This window comes from Terriglobales bacterium (genome assembly GCA_035624455.1).
Lineage (GTDB): Bacteria > Acidobacteriota > Terriglobia > Terriglobales > Acidobacteriaceae > DASPRM01.
Genome location: DASPRM010000139.1, coordinates 50,155 through 67,133 on the forward strand (window position 1 = coordinate 50,155; position 16,979 = coordinate 67,133).

Consider the following 16,979-nt stretch of genomic DNA (forward strand, 5'->3'; position numbering starts at 1 on the left):
AAGTGGAGATCACACGACAGGCAATTGCCCTCAGCGCTCACTCTGTCTGAAATGCCTTGATAGCAATCGCATTCGGCTGGACGCCTACGGGAATCATAGTGAAGAGGGCGCGTTCAGCGCTGATCTTCGAACCGGTGGGAAGCTTGGTCGTTCGTACCACCGCAACGTCGTTGGACTGGGTGTCGAGCGCCAGTAGGAAGTTCTCATCAGGAGTGAGCGCCAGGCCATCGGGTTGGCTTCCGACCGGGATGGTTCCCACCAGCCTGCCCATGTCGATGGCATAAACTGAAACGGTATTTGATCCGAAGTTGGCGACATAGAGCAGAGAGTTATCGCTGCTGACCACTGCCCGCACCGGGTTATTACCGATCAGGAAGGTGTTGCCGATTTCATTCGCGGTAGTTTCGATTGCGGACACGCTGGAAGAATGAAAATTGCAGACAAAGATCTCACCGCCATCGGGCTTTAAGGCAAGGTGGATGGGTGTTTTTCCGACATCGAGCACGGCCAGGAGCTGAGCAGACTTCAAATCGATTGATGCCACCTGATCGGATCCTGTACAGGCAACGAAGGCCTTGCTCGAATCTGGAAGAATCGCGATGTCTTCTGGCTGCTTGCAAACTGCGATAGCGCCGCGGACTTGAAGGGTCCCGGCATCGATTAGCGAGACGGTGTTGTCGCCGCGATTGGAGACCACGACCACATTTCCGTCTGGGGAAACCTTCGCCAGTCCGGGCGCAGCGCCCACGCGGATGTTGGCAACCAATTTGCGATTAATGAGGTCGAGAACCGACACATTAGCAGATCCGGAATTGGCTATGTAACCGCGCCGGCCGTCCTTGCTCACATCGATGAAGTAAGGCGCACGATGAACGCCAATCGTAGCGACCACTTCGTTTCGTTCGGCATCGATCACGCTGACATTGTTAGATTCGGTATTGACGACATACACCTCATTTCGCGTGAGGCTGGCGCGAACACCAGTGGGATTGCGTCCTACCGTCAGGACTTTGACACTGCGAAATGCAAGCAGATCCAGCACCGAGACACTGTCACTCTTGCCGTTGCTGACGTAGGCGAATTCATGGTAGCCAGCGGGGATCGTTCGATGATGCCGCTGACATCCTGAAAGAACAAGGGCGAGCAGTGATATCAGAGTTGTAATCTTGCCGATCAAGCTCTGAGAGTATACAGGTCAGCTTTGGCGCTCAGCGCGAGCTCCGGGACACCTGCGGTAAAACTGTTTTTGGCAAACTTGGCGCAGTGCCGACAGAACGATGAACGATTGGCGCGATTTGCCGGATCTCGCTCATCAGAAGATCAAATTGATCGGGGAAGATGGACTGCATGCCGTCAGAGAGAGCGCGGTCGGGATCGTGGTGAACCTCGATGATCAGACCGTCGGCGCCCACGGCCACGGCTGCACGAGAGAGTGGCGTCACCTTGTTGCGTTTACCGGTACCGTGGCTCGGATCAACAACGATGGGCAGATGGCTTAGCCGCTGGACGGCTGGAACCAGACTGAGATCTAGAGTGTTACGAGTGTGGTCGGCGAAGGTGCGCACTCCGCGCTCGCACAGGATCACGTTGTAATTGCCTTCGCTCATGATGTATTCCGCCGCCATCAAGAGTTCTTCCAAGGTGGCGGACATACCGCGCTTGAGCAGCACCGGGTGGCGGGCACGGCCGGCGCGTTTGAGCAGTGAGAAGTTCTGCATGTTGCGAGCGCCAATTTGGATGACGTCGGCGTATTCGTCGACCAGATCGAGGGATTCGTTATCGATGGCCTCGGTGACGATGAGTAGGCCAAATTGATCGCGGATCTCGGCCATGATACGCAGGCCATCGAGGCCCAGGCCCTGAAAGGAATAGGGTGAGGTGCGCGGCTTATAAGCGCCACCGCGGAAAAAACGTGCTCCGGCGCGGCTTATGCGTTCGGCAATGGCAAAGGCCTGCTCGCGATTTTCGATGGCACAAGGACCGGCGATCACGGCCAGTTCCGGGCCGCCGATGCTGGCTTCAGTACCGGCAAAACGGATGACGCTGCGGTCGTCCTTAACGTCGCGGCTGACCAGCTTGTAGGGCTTGGAGACGGGAATGATCTCCGCCACGCCAGCCATTTCTTCCAACGCGCCGACTTCTACCACACCCTGGTTACCGGTGATGCCGATCGCCGTGCGTTGTGCCCCAGGGATAGGATGAGCGCGATAGCCAAGTTTTTCAATCCGCTCGCAAACCGCGCGCACGTCCTCGTCGGTGGCGTGCGCCTTCATCACGACCAGCATAGAGACCTCGGAAAGCCTCAGTTTACTTGGGTTCTGGCGTCCCCGCAAATGAACTGCAGTATTTCACCAAGCCCCTGAGGTAATCAGCCGTTTGGTGTAGCCATCCGGGTCAAATAAAAGCCAGGCGATGCAGAGATCTCGCGGATGAACGCAGTTGCCTTTATTGCGAGGAATTCTGAGCTTTGAGCGGAGGACCTTCCTTTGACGTTTCAGCGGGAACCCTATCCGAAGAAAAGCCCAGGATGCTACAGTCGAAGCATGGTTAGGCTTGCAATTAAGGAACGAGACGTGCTGCGGCAACCGCCACCCAAGGAGCCTCCGTGGTACACGTCACGACGCATCGGAATCCACACATCCACTGCCGGCGGGGTGGAACTGGCCGCCGAACGTGCTTATCGGCTGGGGTGCAACACGTTCCAGATCTTTTCCACCAGCCCGCGCCAGTGGAAGCCCTACGAAATATCGGTCCGGCAGGCAGCCGCGATAGCGGCATTGCGCGAAAAATATGAGCTGAAACCGCTGGTCGTCCATGCCAACTACCTGATCAACCTGGCGGCAGTCAACCCCGAATTCCATCGCATGTCAGTAGAGGCTTTTCGAGGAGAGGTGTTACGGTCTCTGTTGCTGAACGCTGAGTACCTAGTGGTGCATCCCGGTTCTTTTCGCGGGATGAGCCGGGAAGCAGGACTGGAAGAGGTGGCAGCGAGTATTGCTGAGGCTACCCGCGGCCTGAATCTGGAGAGCAGAGACCTGACTATATTGTTGGAAAACACTGCGGGAGCGGAATTCTCGCTAGGAGGGTCGTTCGAACAGGTAGCTGAGTTGAGGCAAAAGTTGTATGGAATCGTTCCGGTGGCTGTCTGCATCGATACATGTCACACGCACGTAGCGGGATATGACATTCTCAGCCAAGCTGGGTTTGAAGCCACACTAGCCCGGCTGGACGCAACCGTGGGCTTGAAGAATGTGCGAGTCTGGCATTGCAATGACGCCAAGACGACCCGGGGATCGCGTTTAGATCGCCACCAGCACATAGGGGAGGGCACGATTGGACTGGAGCCATTTCGCCGCTTGTTGAACGATCAGCGAACGGCGCATGCGGCATTCATTGCCGAGACTCCGATCGATGAACCGGGAGACGATCGTCGCAATGTGGGAATATTGAAGAGGCTGGTGCGGGACAAGTCACTGCAAGAACGGCGCGGTAGCACCGGGAAAGTTGTAAAATCGAAAGCATCTTGAAGACCCGAATCATCTCGTTCGTACCTGCCGGCGGCAAGACCCGACTTACCGAGCTGCAATAGAGCGCCCTCTTGCCACAATGATGCTGGAAAAATTTCAAAATTGACTGGTAGAGAGATCAGGAATCATAAAATGCCTGAGAGTAGCTCATCCAAAGTGCAGATTGAGAAGCAGGAATACCGTTACGATCCGCAGCGTATAGAGGAGAAGTGGTCGGCGCGCTGGCAGGCAGACCCCGACTTGTACAAGGCGGAGCGCGGCACCGATCGAAAGAAATATTACGTGTTGGAGATGTTGCCCTATCCCTCGGGGGCACTGCACATGGGGCACGTGCGTAACTACGCGATCGGCGATGCGCTGGCCCGCTATATGTGGATGAAGGGCTACAACGTGCTGCATCCCATGGGTTGGGATTCTTTTGGTTTGCCGGCAGAGAATGCGGCGCTAAAGAACAATACTCCTCCCAAAGAGTGGACGCTGGCCAATATTGCCGCCATGAAGGCGCAGATGAGGCGCCTGGGCTTCTCCTATGATTGGTCCACCGAAGTCACTACCTGTCTGCCGGAGTACTACCGCTGGAACCAATGGTTCTTCCTAAGGTTCTACGAGCGTGGCCTGGCTTACCGCAAAAAGAGCAAAGTGAACTGGTGTCCGGAGTGCCAGACAGTTTTGGCAAACGAGCAGGTAGTCAACGGCTGCTGCTGGCGTCATGAAGAGACGCCGGTGGAGCAACGCGAGCTGGAACAGTGGTTCCTGCGCACCACCAACTACGCGCAGCAGTTGCTGGAGGATTTGGAGAAGCTGGATGGGTGGCCGGAAAAAGTGCGGACCATGCAACGCAACTGGATCGGCCGTAGCGAAGGCGCTCTTGTGGATTTCAAGCTGGATGGTCCGGCCGGGCCGGCCGGCGACAACATCGCTGTATTCACTACGCGCATCGACACGATCTACGGAGCGACGTCGGTGCAGCTGGCGCCCGAGCATCCCATGGTGGCGGACTTTACGGCGCATGATCCCGAGTTGCGGGCCACCGTCGAATTTCTGCTTAACGAACAGCGGAAGGCAAAAGAAGCTGGAGACGTTGGCGAGATCGAAAAGCACGGCATATTTACCGGCCGTTACGCCATCAATCCGTTCAACCAGGAGCGGGTACCGATCTGGGTCGCCAACTACGTGCTGATGGACTATGGCACGGGCGCGATTATGTCCGTTCCCGCGCATGACGACCGTGACTACGATTTCGCCAAGAAATATGGGCTGGAGATCCGCATAGTGATCTTGCCGCGGCGTAAGGGAGAACCGCCAGAATCAGGCGAGGAAGAGGCGCATTCACTCTTGCCGTTTACTGCGAAAGACAGCTTGTTGATCAACTCCGGCCCGTTTGACGGCATGGGCAACGAAGAGGCGATCCGCAAAATGGCGGAATATGCGGCCGAGAAGGGTTTTGGCAAGCCGGCCGTGACATACCGCTTGAAGGACTGGGGGATTTCTCGACAGCGTTATTGGGGAACGCCTATTCCGATGGTGTATTGCCCGACTGATGGAATTGTGTCAGTGCCCGAGAAGGACTTGCCCGTGTTGTTGCCGGACAACGTGGAGATCACACTGACCGGCGGGTCGCCATTAGCCAAGGTGCCTGAGTTCGTCAACACAACCTGCCCGAAGTGTGGCGGACCGGCCCGTCGGGAAACCGACACGATGGATACCTTTGTCGATTCCTCCTGGTACTTTTACCGCTATACGGATTCTAGAGACGACAAGGCTCCCTTTGCCAAACAGATCGCTGACTACTGGTTTTCCATCGACCAGTACATCGGTGGAGTGGAACATGCCATCCTGCACCTGATTTACTCACGTTTCTGGACTATGGTTATGCACGACATGGGTCTGGTGAGCGTGACCGAGCCGGTGGAACGCCTGTTTACGCAAGGGATGGTGATCAAGGGTGGGGCCAAGATGTCCAAGAGTCTGGGGAATACCGTCGCCCCCGACGAAATGGTGGCACGGTATGGCGCTGACAGTACCCGCATGTACACGCTGTTCGCCGCACCTCCGGACCGCGATCTGGATTGGCAGGACGCCGGGGTGGAGGGCGTCCATCGTTTTCTAGGCCGGGTGTACCGATTCGTGACCCGCTTTGCCAGGGCGGGAGCCATACCGGTCGCAACAGATGGCCGGCCCCTTTCTGGGGAAGCGCGGCATCTGCAGCGCAAACTGCACCAGACCATTAAGCGCGTGAGCGATGACTTTCAAGGCCGCTGGCATTTCAATACCTGCGTGGCGGCGATCATGGAGCTGGTGAATGAGCTCTATGCGGCGGAAGGGGCAATAGCGAAAGGCGCTGTCCCGAAAGCACTCTTGTTTGACCTCGAGCGGAGTTTGGTGCTGTTGCTGGCCCCGTTTGCTCCTTACCTGGCGCACGAACTGTGGGAGGTCTTGGGGCAGAAGGGATCGCTCTTGCGGCAAAAATGGCCGGAGTTCGACCCCAAACTGGCAGCAGAGGAAGAAATCGAAATTCCCGTGCAGATCAACGGCAAGCTGCGCAGTCGGATTGTGATTCCAGCGTCAGCTACTGACGATACGGTGCGGCAGTCGGCGTTGGCGGATCCAAAGACCCAATCGGCGCTGGAAGGAAAGAAGATCGTAAGAGTCGTAGTGGTGCCGAAGAAGTTGGTGAACATTGTGATTACGTAGCGGGGCTCAGCGTCCCGAGCCGGGCCGCACAGCCGTCCCTTCTGGGGTAATCCATGGTGTTTTCGCTCATCTTGTTGACACAAAAGATCGGGCGTAGACCGATGTTCGGGAAGCGAGTACTATTTGCTCCGGCTGAACGAGGGCCGGCCTTCCACTGACGGTGCCAATCAGTGTTGATGAGCTCAGTACTTGCGAGGATGACAAGTGCCCCTATTGCTCAAAAATCGTCGGGTCGGTGAGGTCACGATTGTGACTTGCAGCGGACGAATTGTGGAAGGGGTCGAAGCCAGCAGCCTGCTTGATCACGTCAAGAGTCTGCTTCCCGGCCAGCGGGATATTGTCCTTCACTTGGGCGAAGTGCAATTTGTCGACAGCAGTGGCCTGGGAGCCATGGTCAGGTTGCTCACTAGCTTCCGCGCTGCTCGGGGCGACTTGAAGCTGTGCAACGTAACTCCGGAAGTACGGAAGACGTTGAAGCTAACCAGCCTGAACTGCATATTCGATATCCACGACTCGGAATCGGATTCGATTTCCGCTTTCTATCGGGGGACTACCGCCGGGATAGGGCAACAGGCAGCGGAGAAGAAGGTTTTGTGCGTACATCCGTCAGCCGATGTCCTAGCGTATCTTCGGCAGGTGCTGCGCCAAGCGGGATATAGCCCACTGACAAGTTGTAGCCTGGCAGACTCACTCATCCTAATGAAGGCGGCCAAGCCAGGCCTGGTGATCCTGGATCCCGCTCTTTTGGCAGCGGCGAATCCACGCGCAGCGGAGGCCTTCCGGAGTTCCAGCGCCGGCATTCCTGCGGTCGAATTGGGTAGCGACTTTTCCACGGTTGAGGCAGGCCAAGCCGCGAGCCATCTGCTCGACCGAGTGCAAGCCCAATTCGCAAGCTGAGAAATAACATCCCTAGCCCAGTCCGAACCCTGCGCGGCCGTAGTCCTGGGGACTTTACCAAGAACTTACGAAAAATCAGTAGCGGAAGAGGCCTTTTTCGCGTCTCATTACTCTAGCTCCTAGGGGCGAGGGAGAGCTACGCCTGTTCAATCCCACTGCTCAAACCGGGGCAAACTTATAGGGAATCTAAGTGTTTAATTGCATAGTGAGACTCTTGACAGATGGAGGAAGGCTGCGGATATGGCTACGCGGCCTATTGCTAGTCAGCTCCTTGTCGGCAGTGGTGGCATTGGGTGGCTGCGGCAGGGCTCAATCGAAGTCCGCGAGAGCAAACGCCGGACCGCAAGCCGTACCCGTGGGTGTGGCTACGGCGCAGCTCCGCGACATGCCAGTGTACCTTTCGGGATTGGGCACCGTAACCGCCTTTAACACTGTAAGTGTGAAGAGCCGGGTTGATGGGCAGCTGATGCAGGTCCAGTTCAAGGAAGGCCAGTATGTGAACAAGGGCGATCTGCTGGTAGTGATCGATCCGCGTCCCTTTGAGGTCGCCTTGGCCCAGGCCCAGGCCACACTCTTTCGGGACCAGGCGCAGCTCAAGGATGCCCAGATTAATTTAGAACGCTACCAGGGTTTGCTCAAGGACGGGGTGATCCCGCAGCAGCAAGTGGACACGCAAAAGGCGTTGGTGGATCAGTTGGAAGGTGCGGTACGGGCGGACCAGGCGCAGATTGATAATCAAAAGCTGCAGATTGTGTACAGCCGCATCACGGCGCCAATCAGCGGACGGATCGGACTCAGGCTGATTGATCCCGGGAACATGGTTCATGGCTCCGACCAGAATCCTCTCCTGGTGATTACACAGCTGCAGCCCATCGCCGTGATTTTTACTTTGCCGGAGGACAACCTGCCTTCGGTGGCTCAGCATATGAAGAAGGGGCCGCTGGAAGTGGATGCTTACAGCCGGGACGATCAGACAAAACTGGCGTCAGGCACTCTCCTGACCATTGACAACCAGATTGACCAGACCACAGGAACGGGCCGGTTGAAGGCGCAATTTGACAATAAAGACAACGCGCTGTGGCCCAACCAGTTTGTAAACGCTCATCTGCTGCTGGAGACACAAAAGAATGCAACTGTAATTCCTGCGGCGGCCATTCAGCGCGGACCACAGGGAACTTTTGTATACGCGGTGAAACCCGACAAGACAGTAGAGGTACGGCCGGTGACCGTTGCCTTTAGCCAAGCCAATCTGTCGACTATCGCGCAAGGAATTTCTCCGGGCGATGTGGTGGTGACTGACGGGCAGGACAAACTGCAAGCAGGAAGCCGAGTCGAAGTGCGTACGGGAGGCAGCGGTGGCGGGAATCGAAATGCCGCCGCGCAGAACTCAGGAACTGCAGGGCAATGAGTCCGTCGCGAATATTTATTCTCCGGCCAGTAGCAACATCGTTGTTGATGATTGGATTGCTGCTGGTAGGGCTGGTGGCTTACAGGCAACTTCCTGTATCTGCGTTGCCTGAAGTGGATTATCCGACCATTCAGGTCGCCACCTTCTATCCGGGCGCGGATCCGGACGTAATGGCCTCATCCGTGACGGCCCCTCTGGAGCGGCAGTTTGGCCAGGTACCGGGCCTGAGCCAGATGACCTCGACGAGTTCGTTCGGCAGTTCGCTGATCATTCTGCAATTCAATCTGGAGCAGAATATCGATGTAGCGGAGCAGGAGGTTCAGGCTGCGATCAATGCGGCGACTACGTACCTTCCCCGCGACCTGCCCAACCCGCCGATCTATAACAAGGTCAATCCTGCCGACGCCCCCATCCTGACGCTGGCTCTGACTTCCGACACCATGCCGCTTACGCAAGTGGAGGACTTGGCCGATACCACTTTAGCGCAGAAGATTTCACAACTGCCGGGCGTGGGGCTGGTATCGATCAGCGGCGGTCAGAAACCAGCCGTGCGTATTCAGGCGAATCCCACGGCGCTGGCGTCGTACGGCCTCAGCCTGGAGGATCTGCGTACGGCCTTGGGGCAGGCCAACGTTGATCAAGCGAAGGGAGTGCTGGACGGACCGCGGCAAGCATACACGATTGGCGCTAACGATCAACTGCTGTCCGGCGCAGGCTACAAGTCGGTCATTGTGGCGTACCGCAACGGATCACCAGTTCGCCTGACTGACGTCGCCACGGTAGTGGACGGGGCGGAGAACATCCAGCAGGCTGCCTGGATGAATCTCACGCCGGCGGTGATCGTGAATATTCAGCGCCAGCCCGGCGCCAACATTATCGCCGTGGTGGATCGGATCAAGAAGCTGCTGCCGCGGCTGCAGTCTGCGCTGCCATCGGCCGTGAAGTTGGTAGTGCTGACTGACCGCACGGAGACGATTCGCGCTTCCGTGGAAGACGTCGAATTCGAGATGATGCTGACCATTGCCCTGGTGGTGATGGTGATCTTTCTGTTCCTGCGGAATCTTCACGCCACGGTGATTCCCGGTGTGGCGGTGCCGCTCTCGCTAATCGGCACATTCGGCGTGATGTACCTGCTCGGCTACAGCCTGAATAACCTGACCCTGATGGCGTTAACGATCTCTACCGGGTTTGTGGTGGACGATGCCATCGTGATGATTGAGAACATCGATCGCTTCCTGGAGGAGGGCGATCCACCTCTGGAGGCCGCTCTCAAGGGCTCGGGACAAATTGGCTTCACCATTGTGTCACTGACCGTCTCGCTGATAGCGGTGCTGATTCCACTGCTGTTTATGGGGGACGTGGTTGGCCGTCTATTTCGCGAATTTGCCGTCACCCTGGCAGTGACCATATTGATGTCCGCGGTGATCTCGCTGACGCTGACGCCGATGATGTGCGCCAAACTGCTGAAAGGGAAAGGCGAGGCGAAGCATGGGCGTTTCTACACCTGGTCGGAGGACGTCTACGACCGGGTTATTCATCGCTACGGATCGACCTTGCAATGGGTGCTTCGACATCAGCGGGCGACCCTGCTGGTCACAGTGAGCACTCTGGCGCTTACATTGTTTCTCTATGTGGTCGTCCCCAAGGGCTTCTTTCCGGTGCAGGATACTGGGGTACTTCTCGGTATTTCGGAAGCGCCGCAGACGATTTCTTTTTCCGGACTGGCAGAACGCCAGCAAGCCTTGGCCAAGGTCATCCTGAAAGATCCCGATGTCGCCAGCCTGTCCTCATTCATCGGCGTGGACGGCATTAACACCACCCCCAACAGCGGACGGATTCAGATCAATCTGAAGCCGCGGAAAGAACGCAAGTCGAATGCTTCGGAGATCATTCGTCGGCTGCAGCCTGAACTGGCCCAGGTGCAGGGCATCACGCTGTTCATGCAACCGGTGCAGGATCTGACGGTAGAAGACCGCGTCAGCCGCACCCAATTCCAGTATTCACTGGAGGACGCCGACGCCACTGAATTGAACGTCTGGGCGCCACGCTTACTCGACAAGTTACGCATGCTTCCGGAACTGCGCGACGTTGCCAGTGACCAGCAGACCGGTGGGTTGCGGGCTGACCTGGTAATCGACCGCGATACCGCGGCGCGCTTGGGGATTCTTCCCCAAGCAATCGATGACACCTTATACGACGCCTTTGGACAGCGGCAGGTGTCAACGATCTTTACTCAACTAAACCAGTATCACGTGGTGCTGGAGGTGGATCCGCAGTTCCGCCAAAACCCCGACGCGCTTAAGGACATTTACGTTCGCTCTTCTACTGGGACGCAGGTGCCGCTGTCAGCCTTCACTCACATGGAAACTAGGAACACAACCCTGGCAATCAATCATCAGGGGCAGTTTCCGGCGGTGACGCTCTCATTCAACCTCGCGCCCGGGGTGTCCCTAGGGGCCGCAACGCGCGCCATCGACCAGGCACAACAGGAGATCAATCTCCCTGCCAGCATTCACACGAGCTATCAGGGGACGGCAGCGGCCTTCCAGAAGTCGCTTTCATCCGAGCCGTGGCTGATCGTGGCGGCGCTGGTGACGGTTTATATCGTGTTAGGAGTTCTCTACGAAAGCTATATCCATCCCATCACGATACTTTCCACGCTTCCTTCCGCAGGTGTGGGAGCGATTCTGGCACTGCAGATCACAGGCAACGATCTCAATGTAGTTGCCTTGATTGGCATCATCCTGTTGATCGGTATTGTGAAAAAGAACGCCATCATGATGATCGACTTTGCCTTAGAGGCGGAGCGGCAGGAGGGCAAGCCACCGGAAGAGGCCATTTACCAGGCATCCTTGTTGCGTTTCCGCCCCATCATGATGACCACAATGGCGGCATTGCTCGGCGGGCTGCCGCTGGCATTGACGAGCGGAACCGGTTCTGAGTTGCGCAATCCTCTGGGCATTACGATTGTGGGTGGTCTACTACTGAGTCAGCTACTTACGCTGTATACCACGCCAGTGGTTTATCTCTGGTTCGACCGGCTGGGCAAGAGATTCTCACGATTCCGCGTAGGAAATGTCATCGAGGAACCGGCGGTAGTGAGTCAGCGATGAACATCTCGGCTCCATTTATCAAACGGCCGATAGGAACCTCGTTGCTCACCATCGCGCTGTTTCTATCGGGAGCGCTGGCCTTCAATTTTCTTCCCGTAGCCCCTCTGCCGCAGGTGGAATTTCCGGTGATCCAGGTTTCGGCAGGCTTGCCGGGCGCGAGCCCGGAAACAATGGCATCCTCGGTTGCTACTCCGCTAGAGCGACAATTCGGCCGGATCGCGGGCATCAACCAGATGACATCTGCAAGCCAGCTGGGGTCGACCAGCATCGCGTTGCAATTCGATCTGAGCCGCAATATCGATGCCGCAGCTCGGGATGTACAGGCTGCGATCAACGCTGCGCGCGGGCAGCTTCCGGCGAACCTTCCGCAGAATCCGCAATATCGCAAGGTGAACCCCGCGGATGCTCCCATCCTGATCCTGGCGTTGAGTTCGGACACGATCACTCTGCCACGAATTTATGACGCTGCGGATTCCATTCTCGCTCAGAAACTGGCCCAGGTTTCAGGTGTCGGCCAGGTCGTTGTCGGAGGAGGAGCGCGGCCGGCAGTCCGCGCGGAACTGAATCCCTCGCTGCTGAACAACATGGGAGTAGGTACGGAGCAGGTGCGTAATGCACTCGCGGCAGCAAATGCCAATCGACCCAAGGGGGAAGTGTGGGGCGAAAGTAGCGCCTGGACGATCTCTGATAACGATCAGTTGATGAGAGCCGACCAATACCGCACTCTGATCGTTGCCACCAGCAAGACGGGAGGGAACGTACGGCTTGGCGACGTGGGCGATGTTACCGATTCTGTGGAAGACACCCGCAATGCCGGCGTGTCGAACGGAAAGCCATCGGTGTTGATTATCCTGTTCCGCCAACCCGGCGCCAACATTATTGACACAGTGGATGGGGTCTATGCCCTGATGCCACAGTTAAAGGCCTCCATTTCGCCGGCGATTAACATGTCGGTCGTGCTCGACCGTACAACCACGATACGGGCCTCGGTGGCTAATATCGAATTTACCCTGGTACTGTCAGTCATTCTGGTGGTGCTGGTAGTTTTCGTGTTCCTAAGAAACCTTCGCGCCACCATGATTCCGAGCGTCTCAGTACCGCTTTCGTTAGTGGGGACGTTCGGGATCATGTACCTGTTGGGGTACAGTCTCGACAACCTGTCGTTGATGGCCTTGGCGATTTCCACGGGCTTCGTCGTGGATGACGCAATCGTAGTCCTGGAGAATATCAACCGCTTTCTCGAGCAGGGAATGCCGGCTGTGCAGGCGGCATTCAAGGGATCGAGCGAGATCGGGTTTACCGTGCTCTCCATGAGCACCTCGCTGGTGGCGGTGTTCATTCCCATCCTGCTGATGGGCGGAATCGTGGGCCGCTTGTTCCGTGAATTTGCGGTAACCCTGAGTGCAGCCATTGGCGTGTCGCTGGTGGTTTCGCTGACTACCACGCCCATGATGTGCGCCAAATTCCTGCGGCCGCTCGACCAGGAAAAACATGGGCGACTCTTCCGCGCCAGTGAAGCCAGCTTTAAATGGATTCTGAACACGTATGGCCGGTCTCTGCGCTGGGTGCTGCGCTACCAGCCGCTGATGTTGCTGATTACCATCGCCACTGCTTGTTTGAGCGTGTATCTCTATATCATTGTTCCCAAGGGTTTCTTCCCCCAGCAGGACACGGGTCGGCTGAACGGCGGACTTCAGGCCGAGCAGGACATTTCCTTCTCTGCCCTGCGCGGCAAGATGATGCAGTACGTAAGAATCGTGATGGCGGATCCCGCGGTCAGCACGGTAACGGCATTTGTCGGCGGCGGTATCAGCAATACCGGCCGGATGTTCGTGGTTCTCAAGCCCCTGAAGGAGCGCAGCCATGTCACCTCGGATCAGGTGATCAACCGCCTGCGTCCCAAGCTGAGCAGCGTTCCTGGCGCCAGCATGTTCCTGCAAGCCTCGCAGGACTTGATGATCGGCGGTCGCTTCGGCAACGCGCAATACCAATACACGCTGCAATCAGAAAATCTGAATGACCTGACGACCTGGGCGCCGCAGGTGTTTGCGAAGCTACGCACCCTTCCAGAACTACGTGATCTCTCCACTGACCAGCAGAATCGCGGCCTGGAAGCACATGTAGCGATTGACCGGGATACGGCCTCGCGGCTGGGGGTAACTCCGCAAGCCATCGACAACGCCCTCTACGACGCGTTCGGCCAGAGGCAGGTTTCCACCATGTACCGCCAGCTGAACCAATACCACGTAGTGATGGAGGTTGATCCCAAGTTTCAGCAAGACCCGGACGCACTCGGCAAGATTTATGTCCGCTCGTCGAATGGCAACGAAGTTCCCCTGTCCGCGTTCACCAAGTTTGTTCCTTCGAATACGCCGCTAGCGGTAAACCATCAGGGACAGTGGCCGTCGGTTACGTTTTCGTTCAATCTTGCACCCAATGTCTCCCTGGGCACTGCCACACTGGCCATTAATCGGATGCAGAGGGACATCGGCCTGCCTGCCACAGTCCATGCGAGTTTCCAAGGGACTGCGGCGGCATTCCAGGATTCACTTGCCAGCGAGCCACTGCTGATTTTGGCAGCGCTGGTGGCGGTGTATATCGTCCTCGGTGTGCTCTATGAAAGCTACATTCATCCGATCACGATTCTCTCCACCTTGCCATCGGCGGGAGTGGGAGCGCTGCTGGCCTTGCTGCTGACCCGCAACGAACTGAACGTCATCGCGCTGATCGGGGTGCTTCTTTTGATCGGGATTGTGAAAAAGAACGCCATCATGATGATTGATTTCGCGCTTGCGACTGAAAGGCGGGAAGGGAAATCTCCGGAAGAATCCATTTACGAAGCCTGCATCTTGCGGTTCAGGCCGATCATGATGACAACCATGGCCGCCTTGCTGGGAGCAACGCCCCTGGCTGTCGGGCATGGGACTGGAGGTGAGCTGCATAGGCCGCTCGGCATCACGATCGTTGGGGGCTTAATCGTGAGCCAGGCACTCACACTGTTCACCACGCCAGTGATCTATCTTTATCTTGACCGCTTCCGCCTGCGTCTCAAGGGCATTCGACTTAAGGCCCACCCTCTTCCGGCGTCCGCGTCAACTGGTCCAAGTCCTGCACGGTGAAGTCGGATGCGATCTCTTCCGTCTGGCGGCTGTTCCTGGCTCCATCCAGGTGAACCCGAAATTCCGGAGCCTGATAGTTGCGGGAGAGATAAGTCTGTGGGATGGTGGTCTGATTTCCATCGCGCAGCGCCGTGTAATGTGGTGAGTTGATCTCGAGGCCAGCTGCATTGAATTTGTCCTGAATGTTCTGATGCAATTCGGAATAGATGTCCAGCATGCGATTGGGGGTGTTGGTGTAAGCGTTGATCTGGTAGGCGACGTAGAAGTCATTCAGGGCTGTCTGTAGAACAAAGGGGCGCGGGGAGGGCCGGACGTAGCTTGTTGCTAGTGCGGCATCGATAAGCAATTGGTGTACGGTTCGCCAGGGAGCGTCATAGCCAATCGTTACGGTGGTATGGAACACTACGCCCTCTGCTTTGGCTCTTGTGCTGTAATTCATGACGGAATTGCCCATCACGGTAGCATTAGGGACGGTGATCAGTTCATTTTTGGGTGTGCGAACGCGAGTTACGAGCAACGTGCGCTCCTCCACCTGCCCGGTGGTTTCCCCAATCTTCACCCAATCGCCAACCTGGAACGAACGCATATAGGTGAGAATCGTACCCGCGACTGCATTGGCCACCGCGGAAGAAGATCCTAGAGATAGCAGAACACCCAGGAAGAGGGTGATGCCTTGAAATGCAGGGCTTTTGGCGCCCGGAAGGTACGGGAAGATGACAATAGCCGCCAGCACGACGATCAAGGCGCGGACCAGCTTGGCAGTAGGCTCGGCCCAATCCGGATAGAATCCGCGCAGCACGAGTCGCTGATCCTGGATCTCCCGAAAAACCATTTGATTAAGGCGAATCACGTAGTAGGTCACTACACAAACGACCGCGACCAACAGCAGGTTGGGGAGATAATTCACGGCGGCGGTTGTTAACCCCCCAATTTGCGACAGCAGCCAATTGGTCATGGTGAGTGAAACGTGGGCAGTATTAGGAAAGAAGCGCAAGACTAGGACGACATAGGTTTCCAGCACGATCAAAATGACTGCCCAGCGCAACAATCCTCCCAACAGGAGCAGGGGAGCTCCCACGTAGTGCAGGGGCACCCGCAGTGACGGTCCCGACAACAGTTGCTCCTCGCTTCTCTTGACGAGCGCTTCAAACTGGTTCCGGACGCGGCGGCGGAGCTTGCCTAATAAGATCAGGAGGGACACTAGAGCAACAGTTGCGATCACCGAATATAGCGCACCCAACAGTACGTTCTTCCAGGTATGGCTGGCGCGATAACTGTTGACCGAATAGCGAATGATCTCGGCATTCTCCAGCGCCAACTCTCTGCGGGTTCGCGCGGCAGCACGAGCATCGGCCTCGGTGACAAACATCAATGGCTCATTGCCAGTCAGAATTTCTGTCCAGGCTTCACCATCCTGAATGCGCACGGCATCGCTGGGCGTTCGTCGATTTCTGGCCAAAACCAGAATTCGATCGCCGATCCCCTGAGCGCGTTCTTCCGGAGTCCGGCCGCCAACCGAAGCGTAGACTGTAAACAGCTTGCGTCCGTCAAATTCCACGGGGGCGCCGGATTCCGCGACATCGACAGTGGGGGCGGGTTGCGAAGTCTCGTTGGTTTTGGGGTTCTTGGCAGGCGGGTTTTTTGTCGTGGAGGGCGAAGCTTGCTTCTCCGCCAGTGTGGCAGAGCTGCCCACAACAAGCACTAAGATCCAGAAGATAAAATGGAAGGCACGGGACATGGGGAGTCCTCCTGGGGTTCGACCGTAACAACCACAAAACCGGGGCAGGGACTCGCGGCGCTCTTGCTTGGAGCAAAGTATACGCAGCGGCAGGGAAAATTGCCGCTTAAACTTGCGTGATCTGAGGCATGCGAAATTTTGAAATCCACTCATGCTCGCCTAAAATGGCCAACTCTAAGGGAATATCCCTTCCACCGTCTGCCAATGTAAATGAGGGCACATGGCAACCGCTGAAACGGTGAACCAGCAAGAAATCGAGCAGTTCGGCAGGCCTGCCGGAGCCTGCGTCATGGTGGTTTTTGGAGCGGCGGGCGATCTCACGATGCGAAAACTAGTGCCGGCGCTCTACAACCTGGTCAAAGCCAACCTGCTGTCCAAAGATTTTGCGGTTCTGGGAGTGTCCAAAGACGAGTTGACTGAAGAACAGTTTCGCGCGCAGGTGACGCAGTTCGTACAAGCGGAGGATCGCGGTACGCCGGCGTG

At 56.9% G+C, this 16,979-nt stretch carries 10 protein-coding genes; 7 read left to right on the forward strand and 3 right to left on the reverse strand.

From position 1 onward, the window contains the following. Positions 1–37: 37 nt before the first annotated feature. Together VEG30_15860 and aroF are read right to left on the reverse strand one after the other, a co-directional pair. Positions 38–1,177, reverse strand: coding sequence for a beta-propeller fold lactonase family protein (locus VEG30_15860; GenBank protein HXZ81404.1), 1,140 nt, complete (start codon positions 1,175–1,177; stop codon positions 38–40). A 31-nt stretch (positions 1,178–1,208) separates the two neighbouring features. Next, complete coding sequence (aroF, locus tag VEG30_15865) at positions 1,209–2,285, reverse strand: 3-deoxy-7-phosphoheptulonate synthase (GenBank protein ID HXZ81405.1); 1,077 nt, start codon at positions 2,283–2,285, stop codon at positions 1,209–1,211. Positions 2,286–2,543: 258 nt separating this feature from the next. On the opposite strand from aroF, the gene VEG30_15870 reads away from it, so the two are divergent. The 6 genes from VEG30_15870 to VEG30_15895 all read left to right on the forward strand — a co-directional run bounded on the left by VEG30_15870 (position 2,544) and on the right by VEG30_15895 (position 14,758). Further along, complete coding sequence (locus VEG30_15870; protein ID HXZ81406.1) at positions 2,544–3,527, forward strand: deoxyribonuclease IV; 984 nt, start codon at positions 2,544–2,546, stop codon at positions 3,525–3,527. A gap of 132 nt (positions 3,528–3,659) precedes the next feature. Continuing rightward, positions 3,660–6,221, forward strand: a complete 2,562-nt coding sequence (gene leuS / locus VEG30_15875; GenBank protein ID HXZ81407.1) for a leucine--tRNA ligase — start codon at positions 3,660–3,662, stop codon at positions 6,219–6,221. A 204-nt stretch (positions 6,222–6,425) separates the two neighbouring features. Continuing rightward, positions 6,426–7,118 carry an anti-sigma factor antagonist gene (locus VEG30_15880; protein ID HXZ81408.1) on the forward strand — a complete coding sequence of 231 codons (693 nt, stop codon included), beginning with the start codon at positions 6,426–6,428 and terminating at the stop codon, positions 7,116–7,118. Positions 7,119–7,401: 283 nt separating this feature from the next. Then, a complete protein-coding gene (locus tag VEG30_15885; GenBank protein HXZ81409.1) occupies positions 7,402–8,526 on the forward strand; it encodes an MdtA/MuxA family multidrug efflux RND transporter periplasmic adaptor subunit in 1,125 nt (374 codons plus the stop codon). After that, on the forward strand, positions 8,523–11,639 hold the full coding sequence (locus VEG30_15890) for a multidrug efflux RND transporter permease subunit (GenBank protein HXZ81410.1): 3,117 nt from the start codon (positions 8,523–8,525) through the stop codon (positions 11,637–11,639). The genes VEG30_15885 and VEG30_15890 overlap by 4 nt, the downstream gene beginning before the upstream one ends. Continuing rightward, complete coding sequence (locus tag VEG30_15895; protein ID HXZ81411.1) at positions 11,636–14,758, forward strand: multidrug efflux RND transporter permease subunit; 3,123 nt, start codon at positions 11,636–11,638, stop codon at positions 14,756–14,758. The genes VEG30_15890 and VEG30_15895 overlap by 4 nt, the downstream gene beginning before the upstream one ends. Here VEG30_15895 and VEG30_15900 read toward each other — a convergent pair. Next, complete coding sequence (locus tag VEG30_15900) at positions 14,703–16,496, reverse strand: mechanosensitive ion channel family protein (GenBank protein ID HXZ81412.1); 1,794 nt, start codon at positions 16,494–16,496, stop codon at positions 14,703–14,705. The genes VEG30_15895 and VEG30_15900 overlap by 56 nt on opposite strands. Positions 16,497–16,716: 220 nt before the next feature. On the opposite strand from VEG30_15900, the gene VEG30_15905 reads away from it, so the two are divergent. After that, on the forward strand, positions 16,717–16,979 hold a 263-nt coding region (locus tag VEG30_15905), incomplete at its 3' end, for a hypothetical protein (GenBank protein ID HXZ81413.1).

Excerpts from the sequence above, each read along its gene's own strand:
- leuS (HXZ81407.1), top strand. The coding sequence starts at position 3,660 with ATGCCTGAGAGTAGCTCATCCAAAGTGCAGATTGAGAAGCAGGAATAC.
- VEG30_15895 (HXZ81411.1), top strand. The coding sequence starts at position 11,636 with ATGAACATCTCGGCTCCATTTATCAAACGGCCGATAGGAACCTCGTTG.
- VEG30_15900 (HXZ81412.1), bottom strand. The coding sequence starts at position 16,496 with ATGTCCCGTGCCTTCCATTTTATCTTCTGGATCTTAGTGCTTGTTGTG.
- aroF (HXZ81405.1), bottom strand. The coding sequence starts at position 2,285 with ATGCTGGTCGTGATGAAGGCGCACGCCACCGACGAGGACGTGCGCGCG.
- VEG30_15890 (HXZ81410.1), top strand. The coding sequence starts at position 8,523 with ATGAGTCCGTCGCGAATATTTATTCTCCGGCCAGTAGCAACATCGTTG.
- VEG30_15870 (HXZ81406.1), top strand. The coding sequence starts at position 2,544 with ATGGTTAGGCTTGCAATTAAGGAACGAGACGTGCTGCGGCAACCGCCA.